This window comes from Trichodesmium erythraeum IMS101 (genome assembly GCF_000014265.1).
Taxonomy (GTDB): Bacteria; Cyanobacteriota; Cyanobacteriia; order Cyanobacteriales; family Microcoleaceae; genus Trichodesmium; species Trichodesmium erythraeum.
Genome location: NC_008312.1, coordinates 685,147 through 702,595, shown reverse-complemented (window position 1 = coordinate 702,595; position 17,449 = coordinate 685,147). Strand labels below are relative to the sequence as shown.

The 17,449-nt window shown below is 32.7% G+C and carries 9 protein-coding genes and 2 pseudogenes; 5 read left to right on the top strand and 6 right to left on the bottom strand.

What is annotated here, in order from left to right:
* Window positions 1-535 precede the first annotated feature (535 nt).
* Window positions 536-1,753: a tyrosine--tRNA ligase gene (gene tyrS / locus TERY_RS02090; protein WP_011610300.1), complete on the bottom strand. Its 1,218-nt coding sequence runs from the start codon at window positions 1,751-1,753 to the stop codon at window positions 536-538.
* 89 nt (window positions 1,754-1,842) lie between these two features.
* On the opposite strand from tyrS, the gene TERY_RS02085 reads away from it, so the two are divergent.
* Entirely contained in the window at window positions 1,843-3,807 is a 1,965-nt protein-coding gene (locus TERY_RS02085; RefSeq protein ID WP_011610299.1) for a transglycosylase domain-containing protein, read from the top strand.
* A 714-nt stretch (window positions 3,808-4,521) separates the two neighbouring features.
* Here the strand turns inward: TERY_RS02085 and TERY_RS02080 are convergent.
* The 3 genes from TERY_RS02080 to TERY_RS02070 all read right to left on the bottom strand — a co-directional run bounded on the left by TERY_RS02080 (window position 4,522) and on the right by TERY_RS02070 (window position 7,822).
* Window positions 4,522-4,845 (bottom strand): DUF1825 family protein, encoded by a 324-nt coding sequence (locus TERY_RS02080; RefSeq protein ID WP_011610298.1) that lies wholly within the window; start codon window positions 4,843-4,845, stop codon window positions 4,522-4,524.
* Between the two features lie 887 nt (window positions 4,846-5,732).
* The gene (gene dtd / locus TERY_RS02075; RefSeq protein ID WP_011610297.1) at window positions 5,733-6,194 is read right to left on the bottom strand and encodes a D-aminoacyl-tRNA deacylase; all 462 of its coding nucleotides are present in this window, start codon (window positions 6,192-6,194) and stop codon (window positions 5,733-5,735) included.
* Between the two features lie 479 nt (window positions 6,195-6,673).
* Window positions 6,674-7,822, bottom strand: coding sequence for a GTP-binding protein (locus tag TERY_RS02070; protein WP_011610296.1), 1,149 nt, complete (start codon window positions 7,820-7,822; stop codon window positions 6,674-6,676).
* Window positions 7,823-9,516: 1,694 nt separating this feature from the next.
* Between TERY_RS02070 and TERY_RS02060 the strand changes: the two genes are divergently transcribed.
* Entirely contained in the window at window positions 9,517-9,966 is a 450-nt protein-coding gene (locus TERY_RS02060) for a cupin domain-containing protein (RefSeq protein ID WP_011610295.1), read from the top strand.
* An 861-nt stretch (window positions 9,967-10,827) separates the two neighbouring features.
* Here the strand turns inward: TERY_RS02060 and TERY_RS32150 are convergent.
* Window positions 10,828-11,865: pseudogene (locus TERY_RS32150) on the bottom strand (IS630 family transposase).
* Between the two features lie 158 nt (window positions 11,866-12,023).
* Here TERY_RS32150 and TERY_RS02045 point away from each other — a divergent pair.
* Window positions 12,024-13,646, top strand: a complete 1,623-nt coding sequence (locus TERY_RS02045) for a CocE/NonD family hydrolase (protein WP_011610292.1) — start codon at window positions 12,024-12,026, stop codon at window positions 13,644-13,646.
* 827 nt (window positions 13,647-14,473) lie between these two features.
* Here TERY_RS02045 and TERY_RS02040 read toward each other — a convergent pair.
* A complete protein-coding gene (locus TERY_RS02040) occupies window positions 14,474-15,079 on the bottom strand; it encodes a DUF3038 domain-containing protein (RefSeq protein WP_011610291.1) in 606 nt (201 codons plus the stop codon).
* An 812-nt stretch (window positions 15,080-15,891) separates the two neighbouring features.
* Here TERY_RS02040 and TERY_RS36005 point away from each other — a divergent pair.
* Together TERY_RS36005 and TERY_RS02035 are read left to right on the top strand one after the other, a co-directional pair.
* Window positions 15,892-16,017, top strand: a pseudogene (locus tag TERY_RS36005) (hypothetical protein); the annotation flags it as partial.
* Window positions 16,018-16,900: 883 nt separating this feature from the next.
* Complete coding sequence (locus TERY_RS02035) at window positions 16,901-17,413, top strand: adenine phosphoribosyltransferase (protein WP_011610290.1); 513 nt, start codon at window positions 16,901-16,903, stop codon at window positions 17,411-17,413.
* Window positions 17,414-17,449: the final 36 nt, after the last annotated feature.

Sequence of the window (17,449 nt, the reverse complement as noted above, 5' to 3'; positions counted from 1 at the left end):
TAATCGTAGTATAAACATTTGAAACAATTACCAAAAATATATTATATATAGTTTGACTGCGTAAGTCTTATCAATCTAAGTAGGTATTTTATTTACCAAAATTTTCCCAAATATCTATCTATAGTTTTAGACCAGAGAAATTCAATCAGAATATTTCCCTTCTTGAATTTTGTTGACTTAAAGTCTAGACTGAAGCCTGAAAAATTCTCACATTTCTATTTTTGAGCAGTCAAACTATAAAACTAAGACGTTGTACTTTTGAATAATTTCCGTCTCAAGACTTTCCCAAAGAGTGAGAAATTTTAGGTACTTTTACTTCCCTTCTCCTCCGAAATTTTCCCTCCTTGAATTTTTTGTAACTTACAGCATATTTCGGGAATATTAGGTACAAAGTAAATTGTGAAAATTCTGTTAAAGGAAAGTGCTATAAAGTCTAGACCAAAGTCTGAAAAATTCTCACATTTCTATTTCTGAGCAGTCAAGCTATAAAACTAAGAAGTTTTTCTTTGAGTTTGAGCTTAAGCAAAAGTATTAGTTAATTTTTTACCAGGCGAACAAAATTCTTTTTACCAACCCGTAAAACCTTACCATCAAGGTCTGCTGGGGAATCTAAAGTAAAATTCTGATCTGAAATACGCTCATCATCCAAACGTACAGCACCCCCAGCAATTTTTTTCCTAGCTTCAGAGCTACTCTTACACAAACCACTAGCGCTAACAACATAAAACAACTTCGCTGGAAACTCCACAGAAGCCAAAGAAAATTCTGGTACTGCCTCAGTTTGACTCATATCCCCCTTAATTACCATTTTCACTGCAGTTTGTTGAGCTTCCAAAGCAGCTTCCTGACTGTGATACTGAGACACGATATCCAAAGCCAACAATTTTTGTCTTTCACGAGGATTTTTATCTATATCATTAATATTTAAATTTGTCAATAATTCAAAATAGTTTTCTACCTGGTCATCAGGAATTTTCTCCAACTTAGAATACATACTCAAAGGGTCCTCCGACAAACCCACATAATTTCCCAGAGACTTAGACATTTTCTGGACTCCATCAGTCCCCAACAAAATTGGCATTAACAAACCAAACTGAGTCCTCTTACCAAAATGACGTTGTAAATCTCGCCCCACCGCAATATTAAACTTTTGGTCAGTACCACCCAATTCCACATCAGCATCCACAGCTACAGAATCATAACCTTGCATCAGAGGATAAAGAAACTCATGGATATATATAGGATTTTCCTGTTGATAACGAAGGGCAAAACCTTCCTTCGCCAACATCTGCCCCACAGTCATAGTCGCCAGAAGCTCAAGAATATCTGCCAAATCTAGTTTAGATAGCCATTCTGAGTTGTAGCGAATTTCTAGCCGTCCTGGGGTATCAAAATCCAATATTGGTCGGACTTGATCTAAGTAAGTTTTGGCATTTTCCTGTACCTGCTCTGGAGTCAACTGGCGTCGGGCTTCAGATTTTCCAGTCGGATCACCAACTCTTGCGGTAAAATCTCCTATTATTAATACTGCTGTATGTCCAGCATCTTGAAATGCCCGGAGTTTTCTCACCGGAATACTATGGCCTAAATGGACATCAACTCCTGTCGGGTCAATTCCTAACTTAACCCGCAAAGGACGGTCTAATGTGGTTAATTTCAGGATTAAGTTTTCATTAGGGTCTTGAGAATATGGTTGATCTGGGAATATTTCGCTAATACCACGATGCAGCCATGTAAATTTATCAGTCATCATCTAGTCTTAATGAATATATACAGCTTAACTCTGAGGGTCATTTCAGTTATTAGTCTTCTCTGAGAAGTCTAATTATACTGATCAAAAATATGAAGTCTATCCAAGGAAGTGAAATCAAAGTGTCCACCAACACTCTCCCAAACAAGCAAACTAAAAAACCATTATCTAAATCTGCACCAGTCTTCGAGTTTGTTCAGTCTGTCGGTAAAGTTACAACAGGTACAGTATTAGGCATTACTATGCTGACTAGCTCATTAGTTGCTGGTGGATTAGTAGGTTTAGCCATTAGCTTTCGTAATCTGCCAGATGTAAGGCTGCTCAAAAATTATACACCTTCAGAAACAACTCGTATATATGATATCAAAGGTAGGCCCCTGGCAAGTCTCCATGATGAGGCCAACCGAGAAGTCATGCCTCTAAAGCAAATTTCTCCAGACCTCAAACGAGCAGTTTTGGCAATCGAAGATAGTAATTTCTACAATCACCTAGGGATTTATCCCATTGGAATTATGCGTGCTCTTGTAGCTAACTTAGAGCGGGGTAAAACCGTTGAAGGTGGTTCTACTGTGACCATGCAATTGGTAAAAAATTTGTTTCTCTCCCCAACAGCCAAACTTAGTAGGAAAGTAGCTGAAGCAGTTTTGGCAATTAGAATGGAACAAATTATGGCCAAAGATGAAATTTTAGAATTATACCTCAACCAAATTTACTGGGGCCATAATTTATATGGAGTTGAAACTGCAGCTCGAAGCTATTTTAATAAGTCTTCCGAAGATTTAACCTTGGCGGAAGCGGCCTTGATGGCAGGTATGATTCCTGCGCCAGAGGAATATAGCCCTTTTATTAACTACAAAAAGTCTAAACAGCGTCAGGCAACAGTTCTAGCCAGGATGCGAGAACTAAATTGGATTACCGCTCAAGAGGAAGCAGAAGCTCTCAAACAACCATTGTATGTAGGTAAAGTTACTTCTTTTGGTAAGAGTAAACTTCCTTATATTACCAGTGCAGTTATTCAGGAATTAACTGAGAGGTTCGGTAAAGATGCTGTTCTGAAGGGAGGAATGCGCATACAAACTACTATTGATATGAACTTCCAAAAGATGGCAGAGAAAACTGTAAGTGAATGGCATAAAATCTTATATTATCGTGGGCTTTATCGGAGTTGGGACAAAGGTCAATTAGCATTAGTAGCAGTTGACCCACGCACTCATTTTGTCAAAGCGATGGTTGGTGGGGCAGATTTTAAAACAAGTCAATATAATCGCGCTGTTCAAGCTTTCAGGCAACCTGGTTCTTCGTTTAAACCTTTTGTTTACTATACTGCTTTTGCTTCGGGTAGATTTACCCCATCTTCAGTGGTTATAGATGCTCCTGTTAATTATCGAGATGGTACCGGTTATTATTCTCCTCGAAATTATGGTGGCGGATATTCTGGAGCAGTAAGTATTCGTAAGGCTTTACAATCTTCTCTGAACATACCTGCTGTTAAAATTGGTCAGGTTGTAGGGCTTAATAAGGTGATTGAGGTTTGTCGAATCTTGGGAATTAAAAGTCCCATGGAACCCGTGATTTCTTTACCATTGGGTTCTGTTGACTTGACACCTCTAGAAATGGCGGGTGCCTATGCCACTTTTGCTAATAATGGCTGGCATTCTGATACGACGTTTATTGTCCAGGTGACAGATACTAGTGGAAATGTCTTATTGGACAATACTCCTAAACCTAAATTGGTTCTCAATCAGTGGGCTGTAGCATCACTTAATAGTATATTGGTGGGAGTAATTGAACAAGGTACGGCTACTAGGGCGAGAATAAGTCGTCAAGCTGCTGGAAAAACTGGTACGACTTCTTCAGAAAGGGATGTTTGGTTTGTTGGCTATACTCCTCAGTTGTCAACTGCCGTTTGGGTAGGTAACGATGATTACCGACCACTCAACTATGGAGCTACTGGTGGTACTACTGTTGCACCTATCTGGCGTGATTTTATGAATCAAGCCATGAGTGGTATGCGCAAAGAATATTTTCCTCCGGCATATAAGTTTGATAGGCCCTAGTGTTTTTGTATTGAATTAGTTCAGTAGAGATATGTTATCGGTACTTTAAGATTTAAATTAAATACATCAAAAATAACCTCAAACCAAGTCCAGTTAAATCCATAAATACCGCTAAAAAGCTAAGAATAATTAGAAATATAGATCTATAAAAAAATACGATTTGAGGGTAAAAAAATTGCTGTATAAAGTTGTTAGCTTATTTTTAACCTATTTTTTTCTCAAGTCCCATTATGTCAGTTTCACAAAAGAGTAAGTATTCGGCTCTCAGACCTCAAGGCTTCAGCAATCATACTTCCTGCTTTAAAGGCGAGACGAGATTTAAATGAATACTTCTTGTGCTTAAAGGAGCCTGAGCTTTGAAGTAAATCTTAATTCTTTCTCAATTTATCAATGGCTTTTGCCTTCTCCATAACGAGAGATTACAGCAAGTTAAATTTTTATCTTAACAGTCAGTGAACCAGCAGGTAAGTAGCTTAGTCAATCAGTTTTTGGGAAGAGTTTCCCAAAAAATTGTTGTCCACATTAGTAGCACAAAAATATCTGTTTACTGTTGTGGACATAACCATTTTTGAAGGTTTTTTAAAGACGTAAACTTTGGACAGGTAGACAAAAATGGATAATATCCGCAGTGACTTTTACTAATTTATATTTATAGTTACTTATGGAGTACTACCTGAAATTGCAATTAATAAGCGGTTATTTATCTTAATTAAATTAGGACTGATGATTCAATTCTGATTTCATTCTTTCTAGAGTTACATTCATTTGATGAAACATTTGTTGAGGAGTAATTCCGAATTGATTTAACTGAGTTTTAAGTTGTTCCATAGTCATTTTAGCCATGAAATCTTCCGACAGTTCAAATCGTTTCATAAAAATCTTATACCTATCCATCATAGCTTCCATTTGCTCAATGTACATTTTCTTACCTTCTCGGTCAAATTTGCCATAATTACTTCCTAGCATAATTAAGGATTGATAATCCTCAAATAGTTGCTTGGCTTCTTTTTGCACTACTTCTGAATCAAAAAAACCCATAACTTTCCTTTTCTAAAATAAAAATTATATCAACTAAATTTTGACCGGCAGGCTATAAACTTGGGTTACAGACTGGAAGCCAATACCACATTTGACGATTATGACATCAATTTGAGGCAAAAACTAAACAGTTTAGTATTGTTACTTATTATTAAGTATAACATTAATTTTCCCTAGATATTGAACCAGAATAGTATGGTGTGGAAATACCTATATCTGAGTTCGTAAAACCATAAATTCTATTTATAGTAGTATCAACATTCAGTCATCTCCTATTAGCTATTAATTTGGGAGCAACTACAGCAATTTAGAAATTCACAGAGAATTAAAAGTTACTACTAAAGTAGCGTACTTTAGCTTTAGAAAGAATTATTCATTAATTTGCTGTTAGTTGACTGCTAATATCATGTCTCTTTGAATACCCACTGTGGAAAAAAATCAGGTAATCGGAAATTAGGAATTGGAAAAAGATAGCAATTGATGTAAGAAAAGCATTTTTGATTATAGCTAATTAATGATATTTGATAAGTACAGAAGCCAAATTAATTACATATTCCATTCCGTTTTTTATTAAGCACTTTTTTGACTCATTAAAATCAGCTTTTATAGTGGTTAATTGTCTCTACTTTAATCCATTTATATTTAATAAATATCTAGAATATTGATATTATATTTGGTTTCTATAAGTAGGTAGAAAATCTCAATATTCCAATTTTTTTCACTGCCATTATTCAAATTTATTTAGTATACTATTATTAGCATGAATCAATGCTTTATAAATAATAACTACATTTTTTATTAGATAATTTATGACTAGATTATTCTCACAAATTAATTACTATTTTAATATTTATATTTTCCTTTACCATATTATTAACTGATAATAATTATTTATTATTAGCTTCTTTTTCTAACAAGAAAGTTACGGGACCATCATTATCAATTTCAACTTGCATCATTGCTCCAAAAATACCAGTTGCTACTTTTAAACCACTCAATTTTAATTTTTCTACAAATAGTTGATAAAGTTGTTTAGCAACTTCAGGAGATGCAGAGTTATCGAAAGATGGGCGACGACCTTTACGGCAATCTCCATATAGAGTAAACTGACTAACTATTAACAATTCACCATCTATATCTTTGACAGATTTTTCCCAAAAGTTATTATTACTATCTGGGTCAGGAAATAAACGCAGATCTAGACATTTACGTACTATCCAATCTATTTCTGCTTCTGTATCAGTTGTGGAAATAGCGACAAGCAAATTTAATCCTTTGCCAATTTTACCAACAATTTCTTCATTTACTTTTACCTGAGAAAAATTAACTCTTTGGATAACAACTCGCATAATTTATTTAAGTCAAAAGTCAAAAATCATTATTTATTTTGATTTATAGGAATTTTTTATAAGCAAATTAAAGCATAGGTTAAGACATTAACCTTGGTTATATGAGCAAACCCAGAATAGTTCAGCTTCCTGAGCTTTTATTTGATTGCTATACTTAATCAAGGAATATATTTTTAAATTTAACTGCCCGCTCTTGATAATCTTCAGGGTTCAGCACTCAGCTTTCAAATATGTAGTGATTACTAAGTGCTGAATCCTATATTTATTACCTTATTCCTTAGGTGATAAATTTTGGCTACAAACAACTAGAGTTTTTTTTAGGAGTTATAAATAAGAAGTTAAATGAAAATACTTTTTCTGCTATTTTTCAGTTCATAACTTATCCTATTTGTCTGATAAACACCCATAATCAAGTTTTTTTTACTGCCCTTATTACTTGAACAAATTGGTTTTTCACCATTGCCATTATTTATTACTTTTTAGGAGATAACACAATCTTTTAATTGCGATCGCAACTTCTCATGGTCTAAGTTCTGACCAATGAAAACTAACTGATTTTTATGATTATTACCATTCCACTGATCATCTTCAATACTAAACCGCTTACCACTTAAGTGAAATATGTGTCGTAAAGAGCTTTCTTGAAACCATAAAATACCCTTAGCTCGGAAAACATTTGCTGGTAATTTATTATCTAAAAAATGTTGAAATTTCTTCATTGAAAGAGGTTTATCACTTTGAAAAGAAATAGAAGTAAATCCATCATTTTCTAAATGGTTAGAATGATAGTGATCGTGTTCATGGTGATGATGCTCATGTCCATGGTCATGGTGATGATGTTCATGTCCATGGTCATGGTGATGATGTTCGTGTTCATGGTCATGGTGATGATGTTCGTGTTCATGATCATGATCATGATGGTCATGGCCATGATTATGGTGCTGATCAACTTCTGCCAACTCAAAATACTTATCTGACTCGAATAGACCAACACTCAGAACTAATGGTAAAGCTACTTGTGATTTCTTAGTTCTAATAATTCTAGCATCTTTTTTAAGATTTCTAATTTTCACTTCCAATAAATCTAAATATGCTTCATCTGCCAAGTCAGTTTTATTCAACAAAATAATATCACTATAGACAATTTGACTATGTGCTGCTTGACTCTTAAACAAATCAACACTATAGTTAGCAGCATCTACCAAAGTAATAATTGAATCTAAGCGAGTCATATCTCTTAACTCAGTGCCTAAAAAGGTTAAAGCTACTGGCAATGGGTCAGCTAAACCAGTAGTTTCTACTACCATATAATCAAATTTTTCTGATTTTCCTAAAATCTTATAAACTGCATTAACCAAGTCCTCATTAATAGTGCAACAAACACAACCATTACTAAGTTCTACCATTGTGTCATCTGCATTGGTAGAAACAATTAACTCATTATCAATCCCAATTTCTCCAAATTCATTTACCAAAACAGCAGTTTTAACACCCTCTTGGTTTTGCAATATATGGTTAAGTAAAGTAGTCTTCCCACTCCCCAGAAAACCTGTAATTATTGTCACTGGTAAACCATGTTTTGGGGTGTCTATATTTGAGTTATCTAACTGAGTAGTTGTTAATTGCATAGTCTTCCTCTAAAATTAGGTTAATCTTGATTGTTAATTGGTATTAATGACAAAAAAAGTAGTCATGTTTTACCTTTAAATTAAAATTTAAGCTGTTCTAATAGAAATAGATATTACTTTCTCCTTAGGCCAGTACAATTATTATAATAGGAACTTCAATACTCTGAAAGGAAGAAAACCTAAATTACCAAAAAATCTGGTCTCTATTGCTTTGCCCATAAAGGGACAGGGTCAGCTCATCTTAACAATTATTGACAAATAGTATATTTTCTAATCCTATTGCCCTAAAAGATTTTGAGATTAATTTAGTAAGGAAAATACATTCTAATTGTTAAGCCGTGAAAACCGATAATATGAAAATTATGTAATATTTATAATTCCTTGAAAAGCTTGTATTGCAAGCAGATAATAAAAACATTGATTTGTCAAGAAAATTTTATATGAGCTTGCCTTGCATAAAGGGGCAACTTTTTAGTTGTTTTTTTTAAGAAATATGCTAGGATAAATATAAATTTTTTAGTAGCTTGGTAGGTAGTAAAAAAAAATGAATGGGGAGATTATTTAACTATTACTGAATTGCTGATACAAGTTTATGGTGATGATATAGCTATAATTATCAAGCTCTACAAATTTTGGTCAAATTAGAACATAAGAGTAGTTTGTGGTGTGAAAGCATCCTACTAAGTAACCGCTATACTGATAAGTTACCTAAAAGAAAGATTTTGACCAAAACAAATAATTCTAGATTTTATTATTTCCATCTTTGTATCATTAAGTGCGACTTTACCGGTTTTAGCAATAAAATTTTTAGAAGAAAAAATAGTATCTCTGCCTTTAAGAATTAGTGTGATATCTGAATAAAACTTAATAAGAGTAGCAAATGCCTTGAGTAAACGCCCTACCCTTTGATTAATCTTGTACATCACCGCAACATTAAGAAAAACAAAAAGGAAAAATATTGCTCAAATGAGTGAAAACATTATTGTCTTTTCATACTATAATATATATCATTTTATTAGGTATGCTAAATGACAAGAAGATTCGATAAATGAGTGTTGCATAAAAAACTATAAATCGACATAATCAAACTAGAATTATAAATGGGTTTGCTCTGATAATTGACAATTCTGGAAATAGAAAAAGTGATAATTTTACTGAAGTCGTTGGCAAATAAATATTTGCGATAAATTGGTAAAACAGAGAATGGGATAGTTATCGGTTATTCCTCAAATATAATCCAAAAGATATCCCCAGAAGAGATAACATTTATAAATTATAAACACTGCTAGGCTTCCCACTAAAAGATTTTAGTAGTGGAGAGTGCAAAGTGTGGGATAAGAATTAATTGATACCAGTTCTAAGGAGCGATATAGCTGCCCATCAGCTCCGTCAACGCCAAACCTTCCCTCTGTGCTATTCTATTTTCCTGATAGACTATGAACAAAAATTTAATTAAAATAGGCGATCGCCTATTTCACAGTTATCAAGGTTTACTCCCAAACCTGAGCAAGCTTCATAATTTCCTAATGTCCGCGCTGCTATAAATGAGTAGTGCTACATTAATTTAAAAGGGTAATAAGTAATAAGTAAAAAAAGTTTACTGTGCTACCTAAAGCTAAAAGTCAAAACCTTTAAAATGTAGCTATAATAATCAATAATTATCTAAATAAATTAACACTATTACTTATAAGAAAATGATTACTCGTTGCATGATTCCAGTTGTTAAGTCTCCCCAAGACTATCAAGCATATCGCATTAGTCCTAATGATAATAATAGACTAGCAATTATTTTCAGCCCAGCCAATGCCAATGCTTCTTTAACTGTATGTTTAGAAGTTTTTGATGTAGGAGGAAAAACACCTTTACATCAACATCATTTCGCTGTAGAAATGTTTTTTATTCTCAAAGGAGAAGGAAAAGCAAGCTGTGATGGAAAATCTATTAATATTTGTGCTGGTGATAGTATTCTTATGCCACCAACGGGTAATCATATTATAGAAAATACTGGTTCCACTCGTCTTTATGCCTTGTGTATTATGGTGCCAAATGAAGACTTTGCAGAACTAATTCGCAGTGGAAAACCAGTAGATTTAGATGAAGAAGATATCCAAGTTTTGACTAGCTCAAATTTTTATAAATTTTGATTAAAAAGAAAAGGAAGATAAAAGTTTACTTCACATTATTTGAGAAGTACTATTTGAAAATAAAATTTTTCTAGTATATTTACTCAATTAGTTATTAAAAAGCTTTTTATTATTGATCCTACTTAATTTAATTTTTCCTTTATTCTCTGTTAGGGGGTTAGAGACTTTAGTATTTTGGAGCAAAAAAAAAATGCTAAATTCTCTGTTAGGGGGTTAGGGACTTTAGTATTTTGGAGTCAAAAAAAAATGCTAACTTTCGGTTTTTCTAAGTTCAAGCACCTTAACATTTTAGAACGACAAAAGCATAAAAATTAAGGGACAATTTTTATACCATTTCTCAAAAACTTTTCTACCCTGGCTTTCGAGTAGGAGAGTAGGGGAAGAGGGTTAGGGATATTGCATAATTGTGTCTATACAACATAAAAATAATTAACAAACTTAGTTCTCTATTAATTATCACAAGAAAAGTTATTAGTCATTTGTATTACTATTTCTCAAAAAAATTTTTACATTTTATTGACCCAGAAGGTGGATTAGTATGGGAGTCGAGGAGAAGTAAATATAATAATAATTAACATTAACTTAGTGCGAGAGAGGAAAAAATATTCCTGTTATATGAATTATTTAATAACTAAATTTTGAAAAAAAATTAGTTTTAATAAATAGCAATTAGGATTGATTAATTAATATTTAAAGTGCTATTTAAATATACTATTATTTTGGAAATTGATATTATGGAAATTTCCTAATTAATTTAATATGGTTCAGTTAATTATTTTTTTTTGCAATTATGTAATTTGAAAAGCTGAACATCATGGTTTTATGCCTTATAAATTTCGTCTGATATGAACTATAGCAATCCTAAGTAGGTTGCGGCAAAATTTCATACTGAAAAAGTTTTGGGAAATTGAATATTTGACCATCCGCAAAAAACTTAAATAGCCACTTAACTACTTTAAAAGAACTGCAAAGATGATAAAAAGTAATACTGAAATTTTTGGTTTGTAACCAAATATCTTCAACAGGATTTTGCTCCGGAGCATTGGGAGCAAATCTTGTACAATTTATCAACAATTCTTCTTCTGATAAGTATTGATTAATTGTCATTAAATATTCTCGAAATTCTTGAGAGTTATGGTAAGTTGCCCCATCCCAAAATATTGCCAATTTGTTGCCCGGTCTTTGCTTCTGCAAATATTTAATAAATTCAATAGTATTTTTAGTATTTCCACTCTCATATTCTTGCACAAGAAATTCCTTGGTTTTATAGTCTAAAGCTCCATAATAAGTCTGTCTTTCTTTTTCATTTTTAATTGCAATTTCTATTCTTTCATCTGTTTTTCCCCAAGCATAACCTAATATGTCTCCCCATAGAAGATGACATTCATCAATCATAAACACTGTAAGCTTTCCAGTTTCTATTTCTGGTTGCCATTTAGCTAAAAATTCCTCTATTTCTTTTCTTTTAACTTCTACTAATTAATCATTTTTAGCAGGATTCTTTTTTTGAGTTTTTTTCCAACTTATGCCCGCTTCTTTAAACAAGTTATAGTAACTTTGATTAGACTCAAAAACCACATCATATTGCTCCTGTAAGTAGTTTTTTAAATCTGATAACCTAAGATAATCTTGTGCTCTCAACCACTCAATTGTTTTCTCTTTTTCGACCGTTTTTAAGTAACCTTGTCTCCCTTGATACTGAAGCCTTAAACTTTCTACACCATGAAATAATGCTTGGTTTTTCCATTCACTAATAAAACTGTGAGAAACATTTAATAATTCTTTGACTTCATGGTAGGATTTTCCTGACAAGGTCATTTTTACGGCCAAGGCCCTTTTAATTTCTTTAGACTCTTTTGTTTGATTAATAAAATCATTTAGTTTATCTATAATATTCATTTTTTGTCTTTTTCTTAGATCTGTTATTCTTACTATTATATCTGTTGCGACCAATATGGGATTGCTATATATTGTTTTATAATTGCTTTTATCCTTGCTACTAAGTCCCTATTCCCTACTCCCTAAAAATACTTTTTTAGCAAACCCTATTTACAAATATGAAAATGAAAATCTTACCCAAAGAAACTACTTCTATATTTACTAGAGATGGTATACGTTTAGATGCTGATATTTATCGCCCTGATGCAGCAGGTGAATTTCCAGTAATATTAATGCGACAACCTTATGGCAGAGCGATCGCCTCAACGGTAGTCTATGCTCACCCAACATGGTATGCTGCTCATGGTTATATTGTGATTATTCAAGATGTGCGGGGTCGGGGTACATCAGAGGGTGAATTTGAATTATTTGCCCATGAAATTGAAGATGGAATTGATACTATTAATTGGGCTGCAAATTTACCAGGTAGCACTGGGGAAATAGGAATGTATGGATTTTCTTATCAAGGCATGACTCAACTATATGCTGCTAGTGCTAAATCTCCTGTTATAAAAACAATTTGTCCGGCAATGATTGGTTATAATTTATATACAGACTGGGCTTATGAAGGAGGGGCTTTTTGTCTACAAACAAATCTAGGTTGGGCAGTTCAACTAGCAACAGAAACTGCTCATTTACGAGGAGATGAACAAGCCTATCAAGAGCTTTATCAAGCTTCGAAAAATCTGCCTTTATCTACTACAATTCCTGCTTTACCTGAAGTGATTAATGAGTATGGAAAAGATTCTTTTTATCATCAGTGGATAGAAAATTATCAACCTGGTGAATATTGGCAAAACTTATCACCAAATATGAAAAATGTAGATCTACCAATTCTACATATCGGCGGTTGGTTTGATACTTATTTACGGGGAACAATTCATTTATATAAAGAAATGGCTGGTCGGAGTAAATTCTTACAAAAATTAATTGTAGGTCCTTGGTCTCATATTCCTTGGGGCAGAAAAGTAGGAGCTGTAAATTATGGTTTAGGAGCTTCTAGTTTTATAGATGATATACAAATATTATGGTTTAATCAGTTTCTCAAAGGAATAAATACAGGTATATTTGAGCGATCGCCTGTTTCTTTATTTGAGATGGGAAGTAATGAATGGCGTAATTTAAATTCCTGGCCGAGTAACAATTACAAGTTCTATTATTTGGCTAGTACAGGACTTGCTAATGTTAGAGAAGATTCGGGGAGTCTCACGCAAAGCTGTCCTAATATTTCTGCTGATGATAAATTCGTACATGATCCTTGGCGACCTGTTCCAGCATTAGGGGGTCATGCAACGTTTCCTGCTGGTTCTTTTGAACGTTCAGAATTAGATTGTCGTACAGATATTTTGACTTATACTTCTGAGTTTTTCAAGGAAGATTTACACATAGCAGGAGACATTTCTGTAGATTTACATTGTACAGCAGATACAAGTAGTTTTGACCTTTCTGCAGTGTTATCTGAAGTGACAAAAAATGGGAATGTTTACAATTTTACTCAAGGTTATATCAAGGTTATTGATAATAATTTACCTGTGACAATTTGTTTGCAACCAACTTGTATGAAAATTCAGAAAGGTAATGCTATAAGATTGAGCTTAAGCGCAGCTTGTTTTCCTGCTTATATAATTAATCCAGGAATAGATAAATCACCAGGGGAAGTAAGATTAATTGACTCCAAAATTATTACGATAACTGTTAGTTCAGGAAAAAATTATCCTTCTGTAATTTCTCTGTCTGTCTAAATTGAAATAGTTGAAGATTAGGAATAATAAATAAGGGGAAAAATAACGTAAATTTGTTTACATATTCCTAGCCATAAACTCTCAGGGATCCTCACTTTATTTTGGAATAATTTGTGTCCCTGAATAAATTCACTTTCGTTGGTTACTAAAAACTTAAATAGTTCCAAATCCATACTAATAGTATTAAAATTAGATATGACATTAGTCATCTCCAGATAAAACAGGATACAAATACTAATTTAGTAGCCACTTACCTAAAAATACAAAGCTTTTCATAAAAGACGTTGCCCTAGACCCTAGACCCAAGATTTTTGGTAAATTCTATATAAAATATCAAACTATTTGTCTGTATGACCAATACTATGAGTGCTAACTTTTGTTAGCAATGCACAGTAAAAAGTTTTCTACATTGGAGGCTTTTCCCAATGTTTACAAGATTTTCTTGGGTATTATTCTTACTAAATATGTCGGTTTAGTTATTGGAGTTCACAGAAGTTCATTCGCAAGACCCAGGGGGTGAGGTGACCTATCAATAATTTGGCCACTCATAGTGATAAAGGCCAAAGTACCTCTAAGGAAAGATGACACAATAGATATTAAAATTATTAGTAGTCTTTGTTATAAGAAACTATAAACCTTTGCGCATAAATTACCAGTATTTGCTCTCAATTAGGAGGCAAGGATAAGAATAGAATCAAGTTTTATGCTAGTGACGAGAAATTACAGCCGCACAAACAACCCGGAGCACTTAGTAAGTGCAACACCTCGGTCCGCCCTTGAGGTTCGGTTACCACTAACTCCCCTGTACCTAATAGCAGGGGAAGATATCAAGTAACTTCTCCATCAAACAGACTTATCCAAAACCGCTGCATACCTCTGGTACCAGTACAAAATAGTAATTTACTCAATAATTCTAACCCTAGTTGATTTAACTTTTCCTCCGAATTATAGGCCATTACACCAGAGCGTCTAGGATTCATACGGCTACGAAAGTGTACTCTAAACTGTTCTAAATAAAAGGATAATTGTAAATGACTTTCTATCGGTAACTGTTTTTGGCTTAACTGCTGATAGTCAAGCAAAAGTTTCCTAATTGGAACAGTTAAGCGTTTGGCCAAGTAACAAACAATAATTACTAGGGCTTTCGCTTCGATCAGTGTCAAGGGAAGGCGTTGGCTGTTTTGACGTAAAGGATTTGTACTACGCAGTCGCCACAAAACTACCCGAGATAGAATAATCTCTTGTAGTTCCAGTTCTTTGACAACTTTCAGCATAGCTTCAGCTCCTCCTAGTTGTAGGGCTTCAATTGCCAAAAGCATTAAATCGATTTGAGTCTTAGTTCTTCGGGGACACCCACTATTAGGGAGAGATATATTTGGTAGGTTATCCAATATCAATGGTTTAGATGGATTGGGAGAAGTTTTTAATTCCATTACTTTTACAGCAATATTCTATACTTCTTTACACTATTTTGGTAAAAATATCAAGACAGTTAAAAAACTATCTATGCTCAAAAAAAACTAAATAATAACACTGAAATTACAAGTTTTATATTCAGAGTTTTTAGTTGTGTTTAGCAGAAGGTCTGCACTGAAAATGATAGAATCAGTTTAGAATGAATGGGTTCTAGCATTCTACAATGAGTGTCAATTTTCAAACTTTTATATTCTATATTATCTGGTTAATTAACAGTTAACAGTTAAATTAATAAGTAGTAGTGATTACTCATGTTAACTCAAAGATTTGGTTTGTGGGAACAAGATAGATACTCAATTAATTTTAATAGTTTAACTTGTTATTTGTCAGAGTTAAAAGACTAACTCACTTAGTATATTCAAAAAAAAATCATTAACTCAATTAAAAATAGATAGGCTGTGGTACAAAGAAAGATATTATTAACTATTGTAATAAGTACCGAAAATATTTTAGTTAGCTATTAATAAATGGATTAAAGATGATGTGAACAGTAAAAGACTAGGCAAACTTATATTTAATGGTAAATGTCAGTATAAAACCTTTATTTATGATTAGTTTAAGCAGCATTTATTTGTCAAAATTTTTGTCGATTTTTAAGTTAAAATATCTAAAATAGGTAATGTCAAGGTAGTTATTCAAATATCATTAATATTATATAGATTTGTTATTAAAATATATCATTTACCATATCATTTACCAAAAAATATAATGCTTACTTTGTTACTTTTAGTCTAGAGAATAGAACTGTACTTGAAATAAAACTAAGTCAGCTAAGAAACATAGAAAATTAGCTAATACTAGAAAAGACTTTTACAATAAAAATTCTAATCAATTATTATCAAAATATCATATTATTTTAGTCTCAAAACTAAATGTTAAACTTATGCCTAATTAATGATTAGTTAAGCCTGTAAATAATGCAGAATGGAGTAATTTAAAATCATCTTAAAAGGTGAAGGAAAGACCAGGCTTAATTATATTCAATCAAACCTCATGGTAGATTAAATTAAGACAGTAATTGTAGTCATGTAGTCAATAAACCTTTGGCTTAAAAAAAACATAATTTTATTCAATATAATTTATTAATTAGATGTAATTTGAATGCTACAATTAATATCAATTACAGAGCCAAATTTTTGCTGAAATATTTATTAGCACTATTAAAATTTGAAGGATATCAAGGAGTACTATTTACACATAAGTAAATTAATGGAGTTGTGGGGCGTGCCTTGTGTCTCATTACAAAAGTTAACTTTTTGACAAAATACTACTAATTGTTATATTTTTATGGCCATTAAGAAAGTAATTGAGTACTTCACAGATTCATAATACGAGAACCTCAAGCTTTTTATTTGCAAAAAAGCGTGAAGTTAAAGATTCTCAATTAAAAAATACTATTACTAATTTGTACAATTAGAGATATTATCAGTCGATGTCTACATCGTAGAGCTACTATTTAACCCTAACTAATTGGTTTAATCAGTTTGGGAGTATGTCCCAAAAATAGATATGCTTTTATTACTGAGATTTTCTTTAATGATACAATTGCGAATATGAGTTTCTAATAATTATATAACCTTTAACAAAGTCACAAATTAGAAGTTGTTTTTTGTGACGGAGATTTTGAAGGTGCCCCCAAAAAAAATTTTGCTTTAAAATACCGGGTTTTTGACCCAATGATTTTAATAAGTATTTAGTATCTGAATAGTATTAAGCAACTACAATTGGTTGCTACAAATCTAATATATTTTCAATTTTGACTTTTGACTTGAACAACAATGGAACTAAAAAATTTAATCCGCGAAATCCCAAATTTCCCTAAATCTGGAATTATATTCCGAGATATTACTACTCTTTTAAGCAATACAGATGGTCTACATTACACTATTGACATTTTGACAGAAAAATGCTTAGAATTTAAACCAGACTATGTAGTAGGCATCGAATCCAGAGGGTTTATTTTTGGTATGCCTTTAGCTTATCAGTTGAATGTAGGCTTTATTCCAGTTCGCAAACCCGGAAAGCTACCCGCAGAAGTTTACTCAGTTTCTTATGATTTAGAGTATGGCCAAGACAGTCTAGAGGTACACCAAGATGCAATGCCAGCAGGTAGTAGAGTTTTAGTAATTGACGATCTGCTGGCAACGGGTGGAACTGCAGGAGCTACAACTCAATTAATTGAAAAAGCAAAGTGTAATTTAGTGGGTTTTGCTTTTGTTATTGAGTTAAAGGAATTAGGTGGCCGTGAAAAATTACCAAAAGTGCCAATTATTAGTTTAATTGAATACTAGACATTTTAGTAAGCAGTAAATTTTGCAATAGGGAGG